Consider the following 18,365-nt stretch of genomic DNA (forward strand, 5'->3'; position numbering starts at 1 on the left):
CCGATCCCGCGGCGTGTCCGCGGTGTGCGGTTGCCGAGTCTGCTCCGGGGGCGGAGGCGTGGCGAGGCCGGCCTGTTCCGCCCGCCGGGGCCCTCGGTTTCCGGTCAGAAGCCGTATCCCATCCGCCGGGACAGCTCGGCGCCTGCCGCGACCGTACGTTTGGCCACCTCCGGCAGGCGGTCCGCGTTGAGCCGGTACACCGGCCCGGAGACGCTGATCGCCGCGATCACCTTGCCGTCGTGCGCGCGCACCGGTGCCGCGACGGCCGCGAGCCCCAGCTCCAGCTCCTCGATCGTGACGCCGTAGCCCTGTCCGACCACGGCCTCCAGCTCGGCGCGCAGCATCGCCGCGCCGGTGATCGTACGGTCCGTGAACCGCGGCAACGGCCGTGCCAGCAGGCCCTCGCGCAAGGTCGGCGGCATGTGCGCGAGCAGCACCTTGCCGCTGGAGGTGGCGTGCAGCGGGGTGCGTCTGCCCAGCCAGTTCTGCGCGGTCACCGACGCGGTGCCGCGGGCCTGCATGATGTTGACCGCCGCGTCGTCGTCGAGCACGGCGATGTTGACCGTCTCGCCCAGCTCGTCGGCGACCTCCCGGCAGACCGGGACACCTTCCTGGGAGATGTCGAGACGCACTGCCGCCGCCCCCGCCAGGCGCAGTACGCCGGCCCCCAGGTAGTACTTCCCGCGGTCCTTGGCCTGGGCCACCAGGCCACGGTTCTCCAGGACGCCGAGCAGCCGGAACGCCGTGGACTTGTGCACGTCCAGCTCCTCGGCGATCTCGGTGACGCCCGCCTCGCCGTGCCGGGCGAGGATCTCCAGCACGCTCACGGCACGGTCCACCGACTGCACAGCGCCGGCCGCGCCGCGGCCGCTCTGCCTGTCCGGGGCCCCTGGGTTCTCCGTGGTCTCCTCGCTGCGGTCAGACTGCTTCTGCGTGCGGGTCATGGCTCAACTCTCACCACCTGTCGGCCCGGTTCGGGCCGCATCTGCGGGAAGCCCTTGACGTGACGGTCGTCCCGCCCGGATTCTGTTGCGCATAGCGCTGGATCGTGCGCCATGCGAAACAACATGTTACCGAAGCGTCCGGATCCCGGAAGGGCGCCGGACCACCCGGACCGATGACGGTCCACCACTCCCTTGCCGCTTCGCCGGGCCGGACCGACGTGGATCCGGGCTCCCGGCGGCATCCCTGACGCCCGCATCGAGCAGGTCCCGGACCGAGCGTCCCGGACCGAGAGGGGGGCCCGTGATTCCCGTCTGCCGCCTCGAAGACCTCCCCGAGGGAGAATCCGTCCGCGTCGCGACCACGCCGCCGATCGCCGTGTTCCGCACCGAGGACGGCGAGCTGTACGCCATCGACGACACCTGCACCCACCAGGACGCCTCCCTCTCCCAGGGCTGGCTGGAGGGCTGCCTCGTCGAGTGCCCGCTGCACGCGGCCTCCTTCGATCTGCGCACCGGCGAACCGACCTGCCTGCCGGCCCGGCGCCCCGTGCGCACCCACCGGGTCACCGTGGAGGACGGTGTCGTGCACGTCCGCCTCGGCGCCGAGGAGGGTACGGCCGCATGACCACCGCCAGGCAGCCGCACCCCGCCGCCGCAGGCCGCAGCCGTCCGCCCGCAGCGGCACCGGCTCGCCCCCACCGCCCCGCGACCGACGCCAGGAGCAGTGCCGTATGAGGACCGTGACCATCGTCGGCGCCTCCCTCGCCGGGCTGTACGCCGCCCGCGAGCTGCGCGCCCAGGGCTTCGACGGCCGGCTGGTGCTCATTGGCGAGGAACCCCATCACCCCTATGACCGCCCTCCTCTCTCCAAGGACTTCCTCATCGGCCGCGCCGAGGAGAGCGGGCTGGCGCTCACCGACGCCGACGAGACCGCCGGACTCCACGCCGAGTGGCTGCTCGGGGTCCGCGCCCACGGGCTCGACGCCCGTGGCCGCACGGTCCTCCTGGACGACGGCCGTACGGTCTCCACCGACGGCGTCGTCATCGCCACCGGCGCCGCCGCCCGCCGGCTGCCCGGCGACCGCCTCGCCGGCGTCCACACCCTGCGCACCCTGGACGACGCCCGCGTCCTGCGCGCCGACCTCACCCAGGGGCCCCGCCGGGTCGTCGTCATCGGCGGCGGCTTCATCGGCGCCGAAACCGCATCCTCCTGTGCCCGGCTCGGCCACGAGGTCACGGTGGTCGAGGCCGCACCGCTGCCGCTCGTGCCCCAACTCGGCCCCCGGATGGCCTCCGTGTGCGCCGCCCTGCACCGCCGTGGCGGCGTGGAGCTGGTCACCGGAATTGGCGTGGCCGCGCTCCGGGGCACCGCCACGGTCACCGGGGTGGATCTCGCCGACGGCCGCACCCTGCCAGCCGACGTAGTGATCGTCGGCATCGGCGCCGTCCCCAACACCGCCTGGCTGCTCGGCTCGACGGTCGCCGTGCACGACGGCGTGCTGTGCGACGACGGCTGCGTGACCCCCCTGCCCCAGGTGGTCGCGGTCGGCGACGTGGCCCGGGTCGGCGGCGCCCGGGCCGAGCACTGGACCTCCGCCACCGAGCAGCCCCGCGTCGCGGTGACCAACCTGCTCGCCGGCCACACCCGCGCGACCGCCCGCCCGCTGCCGTACTTCTGGTCCGATCAGTACGACTCCCGGATCCAGTTCGCGGGCCGGTACCGCGAGGGCGACACCGTCCACGTCACCGAGGGCGAGATCACCGACGAGCGAGCGCCCGGTGAGTCCGGCTTCCTGGCCCGCTACGAACGCGACGGCCGTACCGTCGCCGTGCTCGGAGTGGACCGGCCCCGCGCGTTCATGCGGGCCCGGCGCGAACTCCAGCGGGCGGAGGGAGAGCGGGACCAACGGGCGAGGGTGGCGCCGGCGGCGCTGTGACGCGCCGGTGCGGCGTGACGCCGGGGCCGCGTCGGCCGTGTCCAGGCTGGGCCGGTCGCGGCGACCTTGGTCCCGGTGACTCGGCTCCCGGCAGTCCGGGTCCTCGTGATCTGGCTCCGAACCGCCCCGGGGATCCGGGAGCGGTCCGCCGATTTCGTGGTGCGACAGCGGCCCGCGGGGCCGGAAGTGCGACAGCTGACCCGCCGGGGTCAGGAGTGCGACAGCTGACCGGCCCCGCCCCTGCGGCGTATCCGCTCCTGTTCCCGCAGGCTCAGCCGCTCCTGGCGCCGGCGGGCCCGCCGCTCCCGTCGGAGGGCCCGGGCCGTGCTGCTCGGCTCGGAGACCACGCCGTGCCGCTGGCGCCACACCTGGCGGGTCACCCACACGTCGACCACGGCCCAGGTGGCCGCCACTGTGCTCGCCACGCCGCTGATCACCATGGGGAACGCCAGCCAGGACCCGGCCAGCGTGCACAGGAACGCGACCATCGCCTGAATCAGCGTCACCGCTATGACCAGGACGGCCCGCACCGCCGCCGTACGGACCGGATCGGGCATCGGGTGCCGTCGCGCGGGCTCCTCCACCCACAACGGCTGGTAGCTCTGCCGCTGTTCATCACCGACGGACACCCCCGTGTGCCCATGCACCGGAATGCCGCGATCCGGCGCCTTCCGGCCCCGCCCCGCCTGCGAGCGTTCCGCCACGCTCTCCTCGGGCGCCTTGCGCCGCTCCGCCGTGCCCATCACCGTGTCACTCCCCACCGCCAGCAGACCGCTCGCCCCCGGCATCCGAAGACCCCGACTCCCCAGTGGCTGCCCGGCTTGCGCTGTTTTACGCCGCCGGGGTGCGGGATACGGCTCCTGTGGCCCATTCCGCCCCCATTTCCCATAGAGAAGGACGCACGGCAGCCTGCAAAGATTCCCAACTGGCGTAAATTTCCAGCCAACCGATGTCTGTGACGCCACCGCCGGGCCGGGTGCCGGTGTGCGTATCGCGGTGGCAATCTCCCGCAATGCCCGGACAACTCGCCATGTCTCGCCGTCGGAGCGGAAGTTCGCCCTCCGGACATGTCTTCGAGTTAACTGTGGGGCGGTAGTAGGCTCGCGCCGTTTGTAGACGGACATGAGCACCCCCGGCCGGCGGGGGTCGAGCTGGGGGAGGCCATGCGCTTTCGCGGGAAGTCGATCCGCCGGAAGATCGTGGCGCTGCTTCTCGTGCCGCTGCTGTCCCTGACCGCCGTCTGGGGTTTCGCCACGGTGCTCACGGGGCGCGAGGTCGCCCGGCTGTTCCGTGTGACCGACGTGGTCCAGGACATCGGCTACCCGGCCGAGGATACCGTCCGCGTCCTGCAGCAGGAGCGGCGGCAGACCCTCGTCTACCTCGCCGACCCGCGCGCCTCCGAGGCCCTCTCGGCACTGCACCGCACCCGGACCGCCACCGACCGGGCGATCACCGCCTTCCGTGCGAACGCCAAGGACGATGACACCCGGTCAGGCATGGACGGGGACGACAGCGAGCACCTGACCGCCGTGCTGGACGCCCTCGGCGGTCTCGACTCGCTGCGCCGCGGCGTCGAGCAGGGCACCGTCACCCGGGCCCAGGCGTTCTACCAGTACAACCGCCTCGTCGACCCCTGCTACGCGCTCCTCGCGTCCCTCGACGGCATCGACGAAGTCGAGGTCGACAAGCAGGCCCGCGCCCTGGTCAACATCACCCGTGCCCGCGAGCTGCTGTCCCGTGAGGACGCCCTGCTCGGCTCCTCCCTCGTCGTCGGCCGGCTCACCCGTGACGAGACCCGTGAGATCTCCGGCCTCGTCGCCCAGCGCACCCTGCTGTACGACATCAGCCTGCCGCTGCTTCCCGCGGGGGAGCGCGAACGCTACGACCGCTTCTGGAAGAACGCCACCACGGCCCCGCTGCGGGTGGCCGAACGCTCCGTCATCTCGTGGGAGTCCGGCACCCCCCGCGGTGTCACCGCGCAGAGCTGGGACTCCGCCGCGGCGTCCGTCCTGAAGGAACTCGGCGCCTTGGACGACCAGGTGGGCGACCGCTTCCAGGACCGCATGCGTCCCGTCGCCGTGGAGGTCATCGTGGAGGCGGCCGTCGCGGGCGTCCTCGGACTGGTGGCGCTGCTGCTGTCCGTCGTGCTCTCCATCCGGGTCGGCCGCACTCTCATCCGCGACCTGCGCCAGCTGCGGCTGGAGGCCCACGAGGCCTCCGGCGTCCGGCTGCCCAGCGTGATGCGCCGGCTGTCCGCGGGGGAACAGGTCGACGTCGAGACCGAGGTGCCGCGCCTGGAGTACGACAAGAACGAGATCGGCGAGGTCGGGCAGGCCCTCAACACCCTTCAGCGCGCCGCGGTCGAGGCCGCCGTCAAGCAGGCCGAGCTGCGGGCCGGTGTCTCCGAGGTCTTCGTCAACCTCGCCCGCCGCAGCCAGGTGCTGCTGCACAAGCAGCTGACGCTGCTGGACAGCATGGAGCGCCGCACCGAGGACACCGACGAACTCGCCGACCTGTTCCGCCTGGACCACCTCACCACCCGTATGCGCCGGCACGCCGAGGGCCTGGTGATCCTCTCCGGTGCCGCGCCCTCCCGGCAGTGGCGCCGGCCCGTACAGCTGATGGACGTGGTCCGCGCCGCCGTCGCCGAGGTCGAGGACTACGAGCGCATCGAGGTCCGGCGTCTGCCGCGGGTCGCCGTCACCGGGCCCGCCGTCGCCGACCTCACCCATCTCGTGGCCGAACTCCTGGAGAACGCCACCGTCTTCTCGCCGCCGCACACCGCCGTCCAGGTCCTCGGCGAGCGCGTCGCCAACGGCTTCACCCTGGAGATCCACGACCGGGGTCTCGGCATGACGGCCGAAGCGCTCCTGGACGCCAATCTGCGCCTCGCCGAGACCCCCGAGTTCGAACTCTCCGACACCGACCGGCTCGGCCTGTTCGTGGTCAGCCGCCTCGCCCAGCGCCAGAACGTGCGCGTCTCCCTCCAGCCGTCGCCGTACGGCGGCACCACCGCGGTGGTGTTCATCCCCGACGCGCTGCTGACCGACGACGTCCCGGACACCAACGGCATCGGCTTCCGGCTCGACCGAGACCGCTCGGCGAAGGGCACCGAGGCCGTGGGCCGTACCGGCGGGCGGTCCCCGGCACCGCTGCAGCTGCCCGGCCTGCCCACCTCCCTGCTGGACGGCCCGGTCGAGCTGGAGGCGCCCGTCGATCTCGACGCGCTGGACGGCTTCCCCGGCGCCCTCCCGGACACGGACAGCGAGCGCGGCGGCCTGTTCCGCCCCCGCCGGCCCCAGCCGGAGGACGACGAGCCGGACGCCGCCGGGCCGGCCGACCGGCTGTCGCGCGAGGAGGCCGGCGACCGCGGACCCGTGCCCCTGCCGCGGCGGCAGACGCCCAAGCTGGTCAGCTCGCACGGCAAGCCCGTCAGCGACCAGCGGCCCCGCCGCGGCGAACCGGACCCCGCGCCCTCCGCAGGACCGCGCCGCTCCGACCCGGGCGGACTGGCCCCGCTGCCCGCCCGCCGTCGCGGGAGCGCCTCCCGGCGCCCCGCCGGACTCACCGACCGGGCCGAGGACCGCGCCGGGGCCCCGGCCGACAGCGCCGACGCGACACCCGAAGCCCCGGCACTGCCCAGGCGCACCCGGCCCGGCGCGCCCGGTGCCGCCGGCCCGGCGGACACGGCCCCGCCCCGCGGCGGCACCACCGCACCCGCAGGTGACACGGCCCCCGAACCGGGCGCCGGGCCGCTGCCCCGGCGGGTACGCCAGGCGAACCTGGCCCCCCAGCTCAAGCAGGACACCGACCGGCGCGCCGAGCGCGCGGCGGCGCCCGCCGACCGCGATGCCGAGGAGGTCCGCAGCCGGATGGCCTCGCTCCAGCGCGGCTGGCAGCGCGGCCGGGAGGAGAACGCCGAGGGCGACGGGGCCCGTAACGGCACAGCACAAGGAACGACTAAGGGGGACGGTCGATGACCGCACCGAAGGCGACCGGCCACACGGCGACCAACAAGGGCGAGCTGAACTGGCTCCTGGACGACCTGGTCGACCGGGTGGCCAGCATCCGCAAGGCCGTCATCCTGTCCGGCGACGGACTGCCGACGGGGGTGTCCAAGGACCTGACCAGGGAGGACAGCGAGCATCTGGCCGCCGTGGCGTCCGGCTTCCACAGCCTCGCCAAGGGCGTGGGCCGCCATTTCGAGGCGGGCAGCGTCCGGCAGACGGTGGTCGAGCTGGACGACGCCTTCCTCTTCGTCACCGCCGCCGGGGACGGCAGCTGCCTCGCCGTCCTCTCGGACGCCGACTCCGACGTGGGACAGGTCGCCTACGAGATGACGCTCCTGGTCAAGCGGGTCGGCGTGCATCTGGGCACCGCCCCGCGCACCGATCTGCCCGCAGGCGGGTAGTGGGATGACATGAGCGCAGACGGTCAGACAAGAAACCACTGGTTCGACGACGAAGCCGGGCCGGTCGTCCGTCCGTACGCCATGACGCGCGGCCGCACCACCAGTGCGGGTCAGCACCGCCTCGATCTGATCGCGGTGGTGGTCACGGAGCCCGGTAACGGCGACCCGGAATCGGACCCGACACTGTCCCCCGAACACGTGGAGATCGTCGGACTCTGCCGGGACGCGCCGCAGTCGGTCGCCGAACTCGCCGCGGAACTCGACCTGCCGATCGGCGTGGTCCGCGTCCTCATCGGCGACCTGGTGCACGCGGAACTCGTCCATGTGACCCGGCCGGTCCCCCCGGCCGAGCTCCCCGACGAGAGTATTCTGCGCGACGTGATCAACGGCCTCCGGGCGCTGTGACCGGCGCGGAAGCGGGGTAGTGACGTGACTGGCTGGCAGTTCTGGGTCGACCGAGGCGGCACCTTCACCGACATCGTCGCGCGTCGCCCGGACGGCCGGCTGCTCACCCACAAAGTCCTGTCCGACCGTCCCAGTCCCTCCGGCTCCCGGCCTCGCCCGAGCGGGGAGACCACCGTCGCGGACGCCGCCGTCGCGGGCGTACGCGAACTCCTCGGCGCCTCCCAGGAGCCCGTCGAGGCCGTCCGGATGGGCACCACGGTCGCCACCAACGCCCTGCTGGAACGCAAGGGCGAGCGCACCCTCCTCGTCGTCACCCGCGGTTTCCGCGACGCCCTGCGCATCGCCTACCAGAACCGCCCGCGCATCTTCGCCCGCCGCATCGAGCTGCCCGAGCTGCTCCACGAACGGGTCGTGGAGGTGGACGAACGCGTCGCCGCCGACGGCACCGTCCTGCGCGCCCCCGACCTGGACGCCCTGGCCGGCCCGCTCCAGGAGGCCTACGACGACGGGATCCGCGCCATCGCCGTCGTCTGCCTGCACAGCCACCTCCACCCCGGCCACGAACGCGCCGTCGGCGAGCTCGCCGCCCGCATCGGCTTCCCGCAGATTTCGCTGTCCAGCGAGGTCAGCCCGCTGATGAGACTCGTTCCGCGCGGGGACACCGCCGTCGTGGACGCCTACCTCTCGCCCGTGCTGCGCCGGTACGTGCGGCACATCGCCGACGAACTGCGCGGCGTACCGCTGATGTTCATGCAGTCCAACGGCGGGCTGACGGAGGCCGGACAGTTCCGCGGCAAGGACGCCATCCTCTCCGGACCGGCCGGCGGCATCGTCGGCATGGCCCGCATGTCCCAGCGCGCCGGCTACGACCGCGTCATCGGCTTCGACATGGGCGGCACCTCCACCGACGTCTCGCACTTCGCCGGCGAGTACGAGCGGGTCTTCACCACACGGATCGCGGGCGTCCGGCTGCGCGCCCCCATGCTGGACATCCACACCGTCGCCGCCGGCGGCGGCTCCGTCCTGCACTTCGACGGCTCCCGCTACCGCGTCGGCCCCGACTCGGCAGGCGCCGACCCCGGCCCCGCCTGCTACCGCGCCGGTGGCCCGCTCACCGTCACCGACGCCAACGTGATGCTCGGCCGTATCCAACCCGCCCACTTCCCCGCGGTGTTCGGGCCCGACGGCGACCAGCCATTGGACGCCGCCGTCGTCCGTGACCGGTTCACCGCCCTCGCGCGCGAGATCCACGAACGCACCGGCGACGACCGCACCCCCGAGCAGGTGGCCGAGGGCTACCTGCAGATCGCCATCGCCAACATCGCCAACGCCGTGAAGCGGATCTCCGTCCAGAAGGGCCACGACGTCACCCGCTACGCGCTGACCACCTTCGGCGGCGCGGGCGGCCAGCACGCGTGCGGGGTCGCCGACTCGCTCGGGATCCGCACCGTCCTCGTACCCCCCATGGCCGGCGTGCTCTCCGCGCTCGGCATCGGTCTCGCCGACACCACGGCGATGCGCGAACAGTCCGTGGAGGCGCCCCTGGAAGCCGCCGCCATGCCCGGCATCCGCAAGACGGCCGACGACCTGGAGACCGCGGCCCGCGCCGAACTCGTCGCCGAGGACGTCCCGGAGGACCGCGTCCAGGTCACCCGCCGCGCACAGCTCCGCTACGACGGCACCGACACCACCCTCACCGTCGAACTGGGCGAGCCCGACGCCATGAGGGACGCCTTCGAAGAACGTCATCGCGCCACGTACTCCTTCGCACTCGACCGGCCCGTCGTCGTGGAAGCCCTCTCCGTCGAAGCCACCGGCATCACCGCACCCCCCGATCTGTCCGCCCTCGCCCCGTACGAGGGCCGTTCCGATGCGCCCGGCACCGTCCGTCTCCACACCGGCGGCGCCTGGCGCGACGTACCCCTCCGCCGCCGGGAGGCCCTTCCTCCCGGCGAGACCGTCACCGGCCCCGCGATCATCACCGAGTCCGGCGCGACGACCGTCGTCGACGACGGCTGGCGGGCCGCCGCGACCGATGACGGGCATCTGCTCATGGAACGCACGGCGATTACGCAGAGTTCCGATCTCGACACGGAAACCGATCCGGTTCTCCTTGAGGTCTTCAACAACCTCTTCATGTCCATCGCCGAACAGATGGGCGCACGCCTGGAGTCCACGGCCCAGTCCGTCAACATCAAGGAGCGGCTGGACTTCTCCTGCGCCCTGTTCGACCCGGACGGAAACCTGGTGGCCAACGCCCCCCACATCCCCGTCCACCTGGGCTCCATGAGCACCAGCGTGAAAGAGGTCATCCGCCGTCGCGGCTCCGCCATGCGGCCGGGCGACACCTACGCCGTCAACGACCCGTACCACGGCGGCACGCACCTGCCGGACGTCACCGTGATCACCCCCGTCTTCGACACCGACCGCGCCCCGGACACGCAGCGTGAGCCGCGGATCCTCTTCCACGTCGCCTCACGGGGTCACCACGCCGAGATCGGCGGCATCGCCCCCGGCTCCATGCCCGCCCACAGCCGCACCATCGAAGAGGAGGGCGTCCTCTTCGACAACTGGCTCCTCACCGAGAACGGCCGCTTCCGCGAGGAGGAGACCCGCCGGCTGCTCACCGAGGCGCCGTACCCGTCCCGCAATCCGCGCACCAACCTCGCCGACCTGCGCGCCCAGATCGCCGCCAACCAGAAGGGCGTCGACGAGGTCCGCCGCATGATCGAGGAGTTCGGCCTCGACGTCGTCCAGGCCTACATGCGGCACGTCCAGGACAACGCCGAGGAGGCCGTGCGCCGCGTCATCGACGCCCTGGACGACGGTGAGTACGCCTACGAGACCGACTCCGGTGCCGTCATCCGGGTCCGGGTCCGCGTCGACCGCACCGAGCGCCGGGCGACCATCGACTTCACCGGCACCTCCGCGCAACTCGCCACCAATTTCAACGCGCCCCTGGCGGTGGTCGACGCGGCCGTCCTGTACGTCTTCCGCACGCTGGTCGCCGACGACATCCCGCTCAACGACGGGTGCCTGCGCCCCCTGGACATCATCGTGCCGGCCGGCTCGATGCTCGCTCCCGAGCCGCCCGCCGCCGTCGTCGCGGGCAACGTGGAGACCTCGCAGGCCATCACCGGGGCGCTCTACGCGGCGCTCGGTGTCCAGGCCGAGGGCTCGGGCACCATGAACAACGTCACCTTCGGCAACGACCGGCACCAGTACTACGAAACCGTCGCCTCCGGATCCGGCGCCGGCGACGGTTTCCCCGGTGCCGACGTCGTCCAGACCCACATGACCAACTCCCGTCTCACCGACCCGGAAGTCCTGGAGTGGCGGCTTCCGGTCCGGCTGGAGGAGTTCGCCGTCCGGCGGGGCAGCGGCGGCGCGGGGCGGTGGCGCGGCGGTGACGGAGCCGTCCGCCGCATCCGGTTCCTCGAACGGATGACCGTCTCCACGCTCTCCCAGCACCGCCGCGTGCCCCCGTACGGCATGGCCGGCGGCGCCCCCGGAGCGCTCGGCGCCAACCGGGTGGAGCGAGCCGACGGCACGGTCACCGACCTCGGCGCGAGCGGCTCGGCCGACGTCGGCCCCGGCGACGTACTCGTCATCGAAACCCCCGGTGGCGGCGGCTACGGCCGACCGTCGCCCGAACCCCATCAAGCAGGAGAAGAGACCGATGATCTTCGGGCGTTCTGAGCGCGGCAAGCCTCCGGTCGAGCCCGTCACGCTCAAGATCCTGGTGGCCGGCGGCTTCGGCGTGGGCAAGACGACCCTCGTCGGCGCGGTCAGCGAGATCAGGCCGCTGCGGACCGAGGAACTGCTCACCGAGGCCGGGCGTCCCGTCGACGACATCAGCGGTGTGGAGGGCAAGCACACCACCACGGTGGCCATGGACTTCGGCCGCATCACCCTGCGCGAGGACCTGGTGCTGTACCTCTTCGGCACGCCCGGGCAGGAACGGTTCTGGTTCATGTGGGACGAGCTGTCCGAGGGGGCGCTCGGCGCCGTCGTCCTCGCCGACACCCGCCGCCTGGAGGACTGCTTCGCCGCCGTCGATTACTTCGAGCGGCGTTCCATCCCCTTCCTCGTCGGCGTCAACTGCTTCGACGGAGCCGCCCGTTACCCCGCCGAGTCCGTCCGTCAGGCCCTCGACCTGGACGACGACGTGCCCGTCCTGCTGTGCGACGCCCGTGACCGGGAGTCGGTCAAGGAGGTGCTCATCGGAGTCGTCCAGCACGCGATGGAGTACGCGGCAGACCGCCGCCAGGCCGTGCTCGGCTGACCGTCAGGCACGGCCCGTACCCCCGCCGACCGGGGTACGGGCCGTGGTCCTGTGCGGAGCACCCACGCGCGCGTGCGGCGACTTCTACGCCTCCGAGCCCCCGTCCTCCGCCAGCCAGCCGAAGCTCTTCTCCACGGCCCTGCGCCAGTTGCGGTACTCGCGGTCGCGGACCGACGCCTCCATGGCGGGCGTCCACTCGGCGTCCTTCTGCCAGTGCGACTTCAGCTCGTCCAGGTCGTTCCACACCCCCGTGGCCAGCCCGGCCGCGTACGCGGCGCCCAGACAGGTCGTCTCCGACACCCGCGGCCGGATCACCGGCACGCCGAGGACGTCCGCCTGGTGCTGCATGAGCAGGTTGTTCCTCGTCATGCCGCCGTCCACCTTCAAGGTGGTGATCCGCACCCCGGAGTCCTGGTGCATCGCGTCCACGACCTCGCGGGTCTGCCAGCTCGTCGCCTCCAGCACCGCGCGCGCGAGATGCGCCTTCGTGACGTACCGGGTGAGGCCGGTGACGACCCCGCGCGCGTCGGAGCGCCAGTACGGCGCGAACAGACCGGAGAACGCCGGCACGATGTAGGCGCCGCCGTTGTCGTCGGCGCTCGCCGCCAGCGTCTCGATCTCGTCGGCGCTCCGGATGATCCCTAGCTGATCGCGGAACCACTGGACCAGCGCGCCCGTTATCGCTATGGACCCCTCCAGGCAGTACACCGGCGCCTCCCCGCCGATCTTGTAGCCCATCGTCGTCAGCAGCCCGCTCTTGGACGGCACCGGCCGGTTGCCGGTGTTCAGCAGCAGGAAGCTGCCGGTGCCGTAGGTGTTCTTCGCGGTGCCGACGTCGTAGCAGGCCTGCCCGAACAGGGCGGCCTGCTGGTCGCCCAGCGCGGAGGCCACGGGCACTCCGGACAGCTGCCCGACCGCGGTGCCGTAGACCTCGGCGGAGGACCGGATCTCGGGGAGCACGGCCTCGGGCACGTTCATCGCGGACAGGATGGAGGGATCCCACTGCAGGGTGTCCAGGTTCATCAGCATGGTACGGCCGGCGTTGGTGACGTCGGTGACGTGGCGGCCGCCGTCGGTGCCGCCCGTGAGGTTCCAGATCAGCCAGGAGTCGATGGTTCCGAACGCGATCTCACCGCGTTCGGCCCGGTGCCGCAGACCGGGCACGTGGTCCAGCAGCCAGGCCGCCTTGGGCCCGGAGAAGTAGCTGGCCAGCGGCAGCCCGGTCCGCTCGCGGAAGCGGTCCTGGCCGTCCGTGCCGCCCAGTTCGCCGCACAGTGCCGCCGTACGGGTGTCCTGCCAGACGATCGCGTTGTGCACGGGCTTGCCGGTGGCGCGGTCCCACAGGACCGTGGTCTCCCGCTGGTTGGTGATGCCGAGGGCGCTCAGCTGGCCGGCGCGCAGCCCGGCCTTGGCGAGCGCCCCGGCCACCACGGCCTGCACCTTGGACCAGATCTCGGTGGCGTCGTGCTCCACCCAGCCGGGCTTGGGAAAGATCTGCCGGTGCTCGCGCTGGTCGACGGCGACGATCGCGCCGCTGTGGTCGAAGACGATGCAGCGGCTGGACGTCGTGCCCTGGTCGATGGCGGCGACATACGTGTCGGCGGTGTCCGTCATGGCTGCCCCTGGGTCGCTGGGTCGGATCGCTGGTCGAAAGGCCGTGCGGGGATCGGGAGCCGGGCAATCAGAAGGCGGCGTTGTAGACCAGGCCGGCCAGTGCTCCGCCGATGAGCGGGCCGGCGACCGGTATCCAGGCGTAACCCCAGTCGGAGCTGCCCTTGTTGGGGATCGGCAGGAAGGTGTGCACGAGGCGCGGGCCGAGGTCGCGGGCCGGGTTGATGGCGTAGCCGGTGGGGCCGCCGAGGGAGAGGCCGATGCCGACGACGAGCAAGGAGACGATCAGCACGGTGATGCCGGATTCGCCGAGCCCTTTGGTGAGACCGAAGGCGAGGACCGGCAGGACGAGCGCGACGGTCGCGATGATCTCGGTGACGAGGTTGGCGACCGGGTTGCGGATCTCCGGGATGGTGGAGAAGACGCCGAGCGTCGGCACGGGTTCGCCGGCGGTGCCGTCGGTGGTGCCTTCCGTGCGGACGTTGGCCTGGAACTGGGCGAGGTACACCAGATACGCCAGCACGGCACCGAGCATCGCGCCGGCGATCTGTCCGAGCAGATACACCCAGACCTTGCCCCACTTGCCGGTGTCCACGGCGATGCCGATGGTGACCGCCGGATTGAGCTGACCGCCGGAGAGGGGAGCGGCGGTGTACGCGCCCGCGAGCACGCCGAAGCCCCAGCCGAACGCGATCACGATCCAGCCCGAGGCCCGCGCCTTGGAGTGTCTGAGGGTGACGGCGGCGCAGACACCCGCGCCGAACAGGATCAGGATCGCGGTACCGATGACCTCGCCGACGAAGATGTCTCCGTTGCTCATGGCGGCTCCCTTGGCGCCGGTACGGGGCGATCGCCCCGGCCCTGTCGTGCAGGACGGTTCCCTTGGCGACTTCAGCCGAAGGCAGGGAGGGCCCCGCGCCCCGCCCGGCGTCCGTGACGAGCGTGCCGTCGCAGCCGGATCGCCCTGGGCGGCCGGGCCGTGGAGCAGGACAGACCCGTACCGCAGTGCCTGATAACGCCGAGAATGTACGGCGATGTCGGCTGACACCGGGAAGTGTTCACCGGCGTCCCGGGGGCGTCAAGGTTGCCGGCGACGACGGTGACACCGATCCTTCCCTCGGCCTGAGTCCCAGAGATCCGGCACAACGGACGGACAGGGAGCAGCCGTTCACCACCGTGGCTCGGCGGCCGCGTATCCGGCCTGCGCCGCGGCCTGCCCCGGGTCGCCGCGCAGGACCTCGTGGCCCGGTGACCCGGCGCGCCCGAGCACCCAGCTCGCGCCGCCGAGCGCCTTGGCGGCCTTCTTCAGCGGAGCGAGCTGGGCGGCGGCCTGGTGGTGGTCGCCCACGCTGCCGGGGCCGCAGACGACGGTCGCCAGGGAGCAGGTGACCGGCCGCCCTCCCGCCGCCCAGGGGACGTCCAGCACGGCGGCCGCCAGCGGATCGAGCGCCTCCTCGTCGGCCAGCACCAGGAAGTCGTCACCGCCGATGTGCCCCACGCGCGCGTGCCCCGCGACCGCCTGGTGGAGCGCGCGGCCCACCGCGCGGATCAGCTCGTCTCCCGCAGCGAACCCGGCACCGTCGTTGACCTGCTTGAAGTGATCGATGTCCAGCCAGCTGAGCGTGAACGCCCGCCCCTCGGCGATCCGCCGGTCCACCTCACCCACGATCGCGTCCGAACCGGGCAGCCGGGTCAGCGGATTGAGCCCGGCGGCCTCTTCGACCCGGCTCTCGGCCAGCGCCCGCACCAGATCCGCCAGCCGCACGACCCCCACGCACCGGCCGTGCGCGTCGACCACCGCCACGTCGTCGGACGTCCGGTCCCGGCCCCCGACCGCCACCACGTCCAGCACCTCCCAGGCCGTCGCGTCGACGCCGACCGTGCGGGGCGCGTCGCCCAGCTTGAAGGCCGGCCGGTCGGCGTACAGGGCGTGTCCGTAGCGGCCCGACATCGACAGCAGGAAGCGCGAGCGGTGCACGGACCGGACGGGCCGGCCGGACGGGTCCACCAGCAGCACCCCCGAGACGTCCGGCGAACCGGTCAGCAGCGCCCGCACCTGCCCTGCCGAGGCGGTCCGCGGCAGCAGGGCGGCGGGCCGCACGAACTCCCGCACCGACGGCCCGGAGCGGGGCACGGAGACGGCACCGGGAGCCAGTGGCGGAACGTATACGTCCGCTGCGGGGATCCGGGCCGGGGGCGCGAACAGCTCACCCTGGGCCAACTGCGCGCCGGCCGCCATGGCCGCCGCACACTGGAGTTCCGTCTCCACGCCCTCCACAGCGACCAGGGCGCCCAGCTCCTCGCACAGCGTCCGCATCGCCCGTACCGCGGCCGGCCGGGCCAGCAGTGGGGCGTCGAGCTTGACCAGGTCGGGGGAGAGGTCGGTGAGCAGCCTGAGTGGTACGTCGCCGTCGCCGATGCCGTCCGCGCTGATCCGGAAGCCCTGCTCGCGCAGCGAGGCCACCGCCTCCAGCAGGGCGCGCTGGGGCACGTGCGTGTAGGGCGGGACGATGTCGAGCGTCACCTCCCAGGCCATGCGCCCCGCCGCGCGCACGGCGTCGTGCAGCGGTGTGAGACCGCCGAGGTCGGCGAGCGTGGCCGCGAACACGTTCAGGTGCAGCGGCAGCAGCGTCTCCTTGCGGGCCGCCGCACGGAGCGCCAGCACGGCCAGTCTGGCGTCCAGTTCGGGATCCCGGCGGGCCTGGGCCAGGACGTCGCCGGTCTCCGGGCGGGCGAGTGTCTCCAGTGCGGCGACCGCGCCCGTCCTCAGGTTGACCACCGGCTGGAAGGCGAAGCGGAGAGTATCCGTCCAGGAGTGCACGGGAGCATGATGGCGCTGCCCGCGCACACCCAGGCGCAGTTCATGAGACGTTCACGGAGGATTCCCAGGTGATCACTGAGCGTGGAATCCCAGGCCTCCCTTGCGGCGCACGAGGCTCCGGCCCGGCTCGGCTCACCGCACGGCGACCACCGAGGAACCGTGCCCGAACAGCCCCTGGTTGGCGGTGATGCCCACCCGTGCCCCCGGGACCTGCCGGTCGCCCGCCGCGCCTCTCAACTGCCAGGTCAGCTCGCACACCTGGGCGATGGCCTGGGCCGGCACCGCCTCACCGAAGGAGGCCAGCCCGCCGCTGGTGTTCACGGGTATCCGGCCGCCCGGGGCGGTGGCGCCCTCCCGGAGCAGCTTCGCACCCTCGCCCTCGCCGCACAGTCCCAGATCCTCGTACCACTGCAGTTCCATTGCGGTGGACAGGTCGTACACCTCGGCCACGGACAGGTCCTCGGGGCCTATGCCCGCCTCCTCGTAGGCGGCCCTGGCGATGGACGCCCGGAAGGTCTCCGCCGGGGGTGCCACCGCGACCGCGGAGTCCGTGGCGATGTCCGGCAGGTCCAGCACCGTGTTCGGGAAGCGGGGGGTGACCGTCGACACCGCCCGGATCCGCACCGGCCGGGCGACACCGTGCCGGTGTGCGAAGTCCAGGCTGGACAGCACCAGGGCGGCCCCGCCGTCGGAGGTGGCGCAGATGTCCAGCAGCCGCAGCGGATCCGCGACCACCACGGAGGCGGCCACCTCCTCGGCGGTGACCCGCTTGCGGTACCGGGCGTACGGGTTGAGCGCCCCCAGTGCGGCGTTCTTCACCTTGACCAGCGCGAAGTCCTCCGGCGTGTCACCGTGGACTGCCATCCGCCGTCGCGCGTACAGCCCGAAGTACGCCGGATTCGTCGCGCCCAGCAGGCGGAAACGCTGCCAGTCCGGATCGTCGGGCCGGTCCCCGCCCGCGGGCCGGAAGAATCCCTTGGGCGCGGCGTCCGCACCCACCACGAGCACGACGTCCGCGAGACCGGCGAGGATCTGCGCCCGCGCCGCGGCAACGGCCTGGGCTCCGGACGCGCACGCCGCGTACACACTGGTCACCCTGGCACCCTGCCAGCCCAGGGCCTTGGCGAACGTGGCTCCCGCGACATGTCCCGGATACCCACCGCGCACCGTGTCCGCGCCCACGACGGAACCGACGTCCCGCCAGCCGAGGCCGGCGTCCGCGAGCGCCGCGCGGGCCGCCGCCGTCCCGTACTCGACGAAGCCACGGCCCCACTTGCCCCATGGGTGCATGCCCGCGCCGAGCACCGCCACGTCCTTCGTCATGCCGCCACCCTCGTCGGCCGCCAGCGCCACATCGTCCAGGCCGTCTCCGTGTCCTCGTCCGCATGGAGCACCCCGGGGACGACCTCCACCTCCATGCCCACCGTCAGATCGGCGACGGTGACCCCGGGAGCCGCCTGCCCCAGCACCACGATCCGCTCGGCCTCCAGCTCCACCGCGATCAACGCGTACGGCTCCCACGGAAGTTCCGGATTGCTCACATAGGGTGACGGCGGACGGTATCGGCTGTCGGTGTACGACCAGATCCGCCCCCTTCGCGACAAGGCAATCTCCTCCAGGGAGCCGCCCGCGCAGTGCGGGTTGCGGCAGTGGACGTCCTCGCGCGGGAAGAAGACCGAGGCGCACGTCGTGCAGCGGGTGCCCAGGAGCCGGAAGCCGTCACCCTCACCGGTGAACCAGCCGGCGATCGCCGGCTTGCGTGTGTACGGCAAGGGCCCTCCCTCACAGGCAGCGATCTGACGATTCGTCAGGAGTGTGCCACGGGCCACCGGAAATGGGCAGGGGTGTTCGGTGAACCGAACGGCCCCGCACGGCGTCGTGGTACAGGAGGGGGCGGCCGGGACCGACGGGGGTGATTCCGGCCGCCCCCTCCTGATCCGTCCGTTCCTGA

General features: G+C 72.6%; 14 protein-coding genes. 7 read left to right on the forward strand and 7 right to left on the reverse strand.

The window, feature by feature from the left end:
- Window positions 1-104: 104 nt before the first annotated feature.
- On the reverse strand, window positions 105-944 hold the full coding sequence (locus ACIP4Y_RS26045; protein WP_358647519.1) for an IclR family transcriptional regulator: 840 nt from the start codon (window positions 942-944) through the stop codon (window positions 105-107).
- Between the two features lie 301 nt (window positions 945-1,245).
- Between ACIP4Y_RS26045 and ACIP4Y_RS26050 the strand changes: the two genes are divergently transcribed.
- Both ACIP4Y_RS26050 and ACIP4Y_RS26055 read left to right on the forward strand, forming a co-directional pair.
- Window positions 1,246-1,569, forward strand: coding sequence for a bifunctional 3-phenylpropionate/cinnamic acid dioxygenase ferredoxin subunit (locus ACIP4Y_RS26050; RefSeq protein WP_401397836.1), 324 nt, complete (start codon window positions 1,246-1,248; stop codon window positions 1,567-1,569).
- Window positions 1,570-1,675: 106 nt separating this feature from the next.
- Window positions 1,676-2,881 (forward strand): NAD(P)/FAD-dependent oxidoreductase, encoded by a 1,206-nt coding sequence (locus tag ACIP4Y_RS26055; protein ID WP_401397838.1) that lies wholly within the window; start codon window positions 1,676-1,678, stop codon window positions 2,879-2,881.
- A gap of 209 nt (window positions 2,882-3,090) precedes the next feature.
- Here ACIP4Y_RS26055 and ACIP4Y_RS26060 read toward each other — a convergent pair whose 3' ends face one another.
- Window positions 3,091-3,669 (reverse strand): hypothetical protein, encoded by a 579-nt coding sequence (locus tag ACIP4Y_RS26060; protein WP_401397840.1) that lies wholly within the window; start codon window positions 3,667-3,669, stop codon window positions 3,091-3,093.
- Between the two features lie 375 nt (window positions 3,670-4,044).
- Here ACIP4Y_RS26060 and ACIP4Y_RS26065 point away from each other — a divergent pair, with 375 nt between their 5' ends.
- The 5 genes from ACIP4Y_RS26065 to ACIP4Y_RS26085 are packed head-to-tail and all read left to right on the forward strand — an operon-like array spanning window position 4,045 to window position 11,982.
- Window positions 4,045-6,861, forward strand: coding sequence for a nitrate- and nitrite sensing domain-containing protein (locus ACIP4Y_RS26065; RefSeq protein WP_401397842.1), 2,817 nt, complete (start codon window positions 4,045-4,047; stop codon window positions 6,859-6,861).
- The gene (locus ACIP4Y_RS26070; protein WP_358647666.1) at window positions 6,858-7,292 is read left to right on the forward strand and encodes a roadblock/LC7 domain-containing protein; all 435 of its coding nucleotides are present in this window, start codon (window positions 6,858-6,860) and stop codon (window positions 7,290-7,292) included. Before ACIP4Y_RS26065 ends, ACIP4Y_RS26070 begins: the two co-directional genes overlap by 4 nt.
- 9 nt (window positions 7,293-7,301) lie before the next feature.
- On the forward strand, window positions 7,302-7,697 hold the full coding sequence (locus ACIP4Y_RS26075; protein WP_401397844.1) for a DUF742 domain-containing protein: 396 nt from the start codon (window positions 7,302-7,304) through the stop codon (window positions 7,695-7,697).
- Between the two features lie 24 nt (window positions 7,698-7,721).
- A complete protein-coding gene (locus ACIP4Y_RS26080) occupies window positions 7,722-11,396 on the forward strand; it encodes a hydantoinase B/oxoprolinase family protein (protein ID WP_401397846.1) in 3,675 nt (1,224 codons plus the stop codon).
- Entirely contained in the window at window positions 11,377-11,982 is a 606-nt protein-coding gene (locus ACIP4Y_RS26085) for a GTP-binding protein (protein ID WP_401397848.1), read from the forward strand. Before ACIP4Y_RS26080 ends, ACIP4Y_RS26085 begins: the two co-directional genes overlap by 20 nt.
- 84 nt (window positions 11,983-12,066) lie before the next feature.
- Here ACIP4Y_RS26085 and glpK read toward each other — a convergent pair whose 3' ends face one another.
- From glpK to ACIP4Y_RS26110, 5 genes are all read right to left on the reverse strand, one after another.
- The gene (gene glpK / locus ACIP4Y_RS26090) at window positions 12,067-13,596 is read right to left on the reverse strand and encodes a glycerol kinase GlpK (protein WP_401397850.1); all 1,530 of its coding nucleotides are present in this window, start codon (window positions 13,594-13,596) and stop codon (window positions 12,067-12,069) included.
- A 67-nt stretch (window positions 13,597-13,663) separates the two neighbouring features.
- On the reverse strand, window positions 13,664-14,413 hold the full coding sequence (locus ACIP4Y_RS26095; protein WP_401397852.1) for an MIP/aquaporin family protein: 750 nt from the start codon (window positions 14,411-14,413) through the stop codon (window positions 13,664-13,666).
- A gap of 348 nt (window positions 14,414-14,761) precedes the next feature.
- Window positions 14,762-16,414: an EAL domain-containing protein gene (locus tag ACIP4Y_RS26100; protein ID WP_401397854.1), complete on the reverse strand. Its 1,653-nt coding sequence runs from the start codon at window positions 16,412-16,414 to the stop codon at window positions 14,762-14,764.
- Between the two features lie 132 nt (window positions 16,415-16,546).
- Window positions 16,547-17,737, reverse strand: coding sequence for a lipid-transfer protein (locus tag ACIP4Y_RS26105; RefSeq protein WP_401397856.1), 1,191 nt, complete (start codon window positions 17,735-17,737; stop codon window positions 16,547-16,549).
- Window positions 17,734-18,186: a Zn-ribbon domain-containing OB-fold protein gene (locus ACIP4Y_RS26110; RefSeq protein ID WP_401397858.1), complete on the reverse strand. Its 453-nt coding sequence runs from the start codon at window positions 18,184-18,186 to the stop codon at window positions 17,734-17,736. The genes ACIP4Y_RS26105 and ACIP4Y_RS26110 overlap by 4 nt, the downstream gene beginning before the upstream one ends.
- Window positions 18,187-18,365 lie beyond the last annotated feature (179 nt).

Source organism: Streptomyces sp. NPDC088810 (assembly GCF_044750305.1).
In the GTDB taxonomy this organism is placed as follows: domain Bacteria; phylum Actinomycetota; class Actinomycetes; order Streptomycetales; family Streptomycetaceae; genus Streptomyces.

Bases quoted from the DNA above. Each gene is read 5' to 3' on its own strand.
- ACIP4Y_RS26045 (WP_358647519.1), bottom strand. From the start codon at position 944: ATGACCCGCACGCAGAAGCAGTCTGACCGCAGCGAGGAGACCACGGAG.
- ACIP4Y_RS26055 (WP_401397838.1), top strand. From the start codon at position 1,676: ATGAGGACCGTGACCATCGTCGGCGCCTCCCTCGCCGGGCTGTACGCC.
- ACIP4Y_RS26060 (WP_401397840.1), bottom strand. From the start codon at position 3,669: ATGCCGGGGGCGAGCGGTCTGCTGGCGGTGGGGAGTGACACGGTGATG.
- ACIP4Y_RS26065 (WP_401397842.1), top strand. From the start codon at position 4,045: ATGCGCTTTCGCGGGAAGTCGATCCGCCGGAAGATCGTGGCGCTGCTT.
- ACIP4Y_RS26070 (WP_358647666.1), top strand. From the start codon at position 6,858: ATGACCGCACCGAAGGCGACCGGCCACACGGCGACCAACAAGGGCGAG.
- ACIP4Y_RS26075 (WP_401397844.1), top strand. From the start codon at position 7,302: ATGAGCGCAGACGGTCAGACAAGAAACCACTGGTTCGACGACGAAGCC.
- ACIP4Y_RS26085 (WP_401397848.1), top strand. From the start codon at position 11,377: ATGATCTTCGGGCGTTCTGAGCGCGGCAAGCCTCCGGTCGAGCCCGTC.
- glpK (WP_401397850.1), bottom strand. From the start codon at position 13,596: ATGACGGACACCGCCGACACGTATGTCGCCGCCATCGACCAGGGCACG.
- ACIP4Y_RS26095 (WP_401397852.1), bottom strand. From the start codon at position 14,413: ATGAGCAACGGAGACATCTTCGTCGGCGAGGTCATCGGTACCGCGATC.
- ACIP4Y_RS26105 (WP_401397856.1), bottom strand. From the start codon at position 17,737: ATGACGAAGGACGTGGCGGTGCTCGGCGCGGGCATGCACCCATGGGGC.